General features: G+C 72.4%; 3 protein-coding genes. 2 read left to right on the top strand and 1 reads right to left on the bottom strand.

Annotated features, from left to right (window positions below):
* Positions 1-169: 169 nt before the first annotated feature.
* Positions 170-1198: an SbcC/MukB-like Walker B domain-containing protein gene (locus tag ABZ281_RS41445; RefSeq protein ID WP_356663106.1), complete on the top strand. Its 1029-nt coding sequence runs from the start codon at positions 170-172 to the stop codon at positions 1196-1198.
* The gene (locus ABZ281_RS41440; RefSeq protein WP_356663105.1) at positions 1195-2496 is read left to right on the top strand and encodes a TIGR02679 family protein; all 1302 of its coding nucleotides are present in this window, start codon (positions 1195-1197) and stop codon (positions 2494-2496) included. The genes ABZ281_RS41445 and ABZ281_RS41440 overlap by 4 nt, the downstream gene beginning before the upstream one ends.
* Positions 2497-2875: 379 nt before the next feature.
* On the opposite strand, the gene ABZ281_RS41435 is transcribed toward ABZ281_RS41440, so the two are convergent.
* The coding region (locus ABZ281_RS41435) for a beta-eliminating lyase-related protein (protein WP_356663104.1) at positions 2876-3867 on the bottom strand (992 nt) is incomplete at its 5' end.

The raw sequence follows: 3867 nt of genomic DNA, 5'->3' as shown, positions 1-3867 counted from the left end.
CGATGCCGATGCCCGTGCGGTGCCCGGCGGCGATGCCGATGCCCGTGCGCTGCCCGGCGGCGATGCCGATGCCCGTGCGCTGCCCGGCGACGATGCCGATGCCGACGCGGAGCCCGGCGGCGACGCGGACCGAGGGGCGCTGAAGGCCCTGGACCCCGTCCACCACGATGTGCGGGAGCGCATCGCGGCGATGCGCCTGCTGGTCGACGCCGTGCGCCGCGGCCTGGATGCCGAACGCCGGGACATCTCGGACACCACCCTCCTCAACCGTCACACCGAACTGCGCGACCAGCTCTCCGGTGGCTACGACGCGACGATGGAGGAACGCGAGGGCATCAAACTGTGCCGCCTCGTCGACGACCACGGCCCGCACGACATCGCCGCGGTCGGCGAGCGCATCGCGGCCGAGGCCGCCGAGGCACGTGACCGTCTGACGGAGCGCGAGCGCGACGTCTTCCAGCGCTTCCTGACCGGAGAGCTGGGCGACCACCTGTCCTCGCAGGTGCTGGCCGCGAGCGCCCTGATCGGCGCTCTCAACACCACCCTCGCCACCATCCGCACGTCACACGGGCTCGGCGTCACCCTCGACTGGAGCCTGGCCGACGGCGTGGAAGCGGACGTCAAGGCAGCCGTGGACCTCCTGCGCAGCCCCTCCGGCCTGCGCACCCGCGAACAGTCCGAGCAGCTCCGCGACGTCCTCCAGCGCCGTATCGAGGACGCCCGCCGCGCCGACCCGGCCGCCGGCTACGCGGCCCACCTGCGGACCGCCCTGGACTACCGGGACTGGTTCACCTTCACCCCCTGGGTGGTGAACGACGCGGCACCGGGCAGCCGCCGTAAACTCTCCGGCCGCACGGGACTGAGCCAGGGCGAACAGCGGGTCCTGTCCTACCTGGTCCTCTTCGCCGCCGCGGCAGCGCATTTCACCAGCCTCGCCGACACCGCCCCGCAGTCACCCCGCCTGATCCTCCTCGACGACGCGTTCGCCAAGGTGGACGAGCCCACCCACGCCCGCCTCGGCCGCATCCTGGTCGACCTGGACCTCGACTTCGTCCTCACGAGCGAACGCCTGATCGGCAACTGGCCCGACGTACCGTCCCTCCACATCTACGAGTGCCTGCGCGACCCGCATGTACGGGGCGTGGCCACGCTCCACTACACGTGGAACGGGCGGCAGCGACGGCTGGTGTCGGTATGACGGGCGGCGCCGAGCAGGCCGACGGGCGTCCCCCGGACGCCGACGCCCTCGCATTCCTCACCCGGCCGGGCCTCACCCGCCTCTGGACGGCGGCCCGCACCCGGCTGGAACGCAACGGCCTGCGACCGGCCGGAACCATCAGGCTCGGGGACCTGGACGCGCGGGAGCGCGAGGCGCTGTCCCTCCTCCTGGCCAGACCGGTCACCGGCCTCACCGCCACGATCCGCCTCCTGGACCTGGACACCCGCCTGCGCGCCAGCGCGGTCGGACGGGGCCTTGACTCGACACTGGAAGAACTGGGCCCGCCACTGACCGACCGCCGGGCGGTCCGCGACGCGGCGGCGGCCGAACGGTCCCGGGTGTGGTCGACGGTGCAAGCCGAGCTGGACGCCACGTCGCTGTCGGCGCAGCCCTGGACGCCGCAGTGGCTGGAGGAGATACGCCGTGGCGGCACCCTCGCGCGCCAGGATCCGCACACCGCAACCACCGTCATCACTCAGGCCGTCCACACGCTGGCGACACTCTTCCCCGGCACGGACCCGCGCCCGAGCCCGGCCACCTGGGGCCGCGGCGAACTGGCCACCCGCGCCACCGGCTCGGCACACGGCCTGGACGACGGCACCTTGCTGTCCCGACTGGTCCTGCGCGGCATCGCACTGGCGCACGGTGTCGAGCTCCCGGCAGACGCACCCGCACGCCGGGCCCTGTGGCGCATGGCCTCGGTCACCCCGGACGAGGTCTCCAGCACCGTCCTCTCGTACGGCCTGCGCCCCACCGGCGGCACCTGGCGGGAGGCGGCACTGCGCGAGCGCGCCGCCCACCACATGGAGACCCACCTGACCCTGCGCGAACTGCGCACCCTGACCCTGACCGTGCCTCCCGGCACCCGGGTCCACGTCTGCGAGAACCCACGCGTGGTCGAGGCCGCGGCCGACGCCCACCGCACGGCGCCCCTCGTCTGCACCTCGGGAAGCGCGACGACGGTCGTCCTCTCCCTCCTGGACGCCCTGGCGTCGGCCGGCTGCGCCTTCGCCTACCACGGTGACTTCGACTGGCCCGGCATCGCCCTGGCCAACCGGGTCATGCAGCGGTACAAGGCGGAGCCGTGGCGCATGCGCGCGGCCGACTACGAGTACCTCGCGACCCGCGCACAGGTGAACGGCACACCGTCGATCGCCCTCACCGGCCCGTCGTCCGAGGCGGCGTGGGACACGGAACTGGCCCCCGCCATGGACGCCCTGGGCATCGCCCTGCACGAGGAGGCGGCGCTCGATCTGCTGCTGGAGGATCTCGGGTGAAGGCCCCAGGCTGGGCAGCGGACTCGCTGACTGCTCCGTTCCGCAGCGGCAGGAGAGGGATCGGTCGGCTGCAGCGCGGCGCTGGTCCTCGCCGACGGGGCGACGGTGGTCCAGGCGCGGCTCGCCGCCCAGTACCCGTAGCTCAACAAGACCCGTCCGACGAAGTCCAAGGACACCGGCTACCGGCAAGGGGTCGCCGACGGGCGGGATGCCGACATCGGTGGCCAGGTCTTCGACGAAGAGGGCCAGGCCGCGCAGCTCGCCCTTTGAGCCACATGTCGCCTCGTGACCGGGAGGGTTGCGGGCCGGGGAAGACGCCGTCCCGCACCGGTCTCGCCGATGGTCAACACAGCATTGAGCCGATCCAGGCCGCCGCCCGCTACTTCGACTTGCGGTTCGGGCAGGAGGCAGGCTCTTTCCCCAGCGCTTCGATCGTCTCTTCCATTGCGCGGACCTTGCGGCGCAGTCGCACCAGTTCCTCGCGCTCGGCCACGCTCAGCGCGCCCGCCGGCCCTTGGCCTCGCTCCGCCGCCAGCTCCTGCGCGATCGCCGCCGCGAACGCGTCCACGTCGCCCTCGGTGGTGTCGAAGGAGGTCATCCAGCGGACCTCGCCGGCCTGTTCGTCCCAGGTGTAGAAGCGGAAGCGCTTCTGGAGGCGTTCGGTGACGGCCGGCGGCAGGACGGCGAAGATCTGGTTGGCCTGCACCGGGCGGGCGATCTCCAGGCCCGGCAGGTCGCGCACCGCCTCGTACAGCCGCTGGGTCATCGCGTTGGAGCGGGCCGCCGAGCGCAGCCAGAGGTCGCCGCCGAGCAGCGCCTCGAACTGCACCGACATGAAACGCATCTTGGAGCCCAGTTGCATGCTCGTCTTGCGCAGGTGGGCCATGCCGCGCACCGCATCCTCGTTGAGCACGATCACCGCCTCGCCGAAGAGCAGCCCGTTCTTGGTGCCGCCGAGCGAGAGGACGTCCACGCCGGCGTCGGTGGTCATCTCGCGCAGGGACACGCCGAGGGTGGCGGCGGCGTTGGCGAGCCGGGCGCCGTCCAGGTAGACGAGCATGCCGAGACCGTGCGCGTGGTCGCAGATCGCACGGACCTCGTCCGGCGTGTAGCAGGTGCCGAGTTCGGTGGACTGGGCGATCGAGACGACCTTGGGCCGGGCCCGGTGCTCGTCCTCGAAGCCCCATGCCTGACGCGCGATCAGCTCAGGGGTTAGCTTGCCGTCCCATGCGGGCACCGTCAGGAGCTTGATCCCGGCGACCTTCTCGGGCGCCCCACCCTCGTCGACGTTGATGTGGGCCGACTCGGCGCAGACCACGGCGTCCCAGCGGTCGAGCATGGTCTGCAGCGCGACCACGTTCGCTCCGGTGC

Source organism: Streptomyces sp. NPDC006265 (assembly GCF_040613555.1).
Taxonomy (GTDB): Bacteria; Actinomycetota; Actinomycetes; order Streptomycetales; family Streptomycetaceae; genus Streptomyces.
The sequence above is the reverse complement of the archived record's forward strand: the minus strand, read 5'-3'. Positions and strand labels throughout refer to the sequence as shown.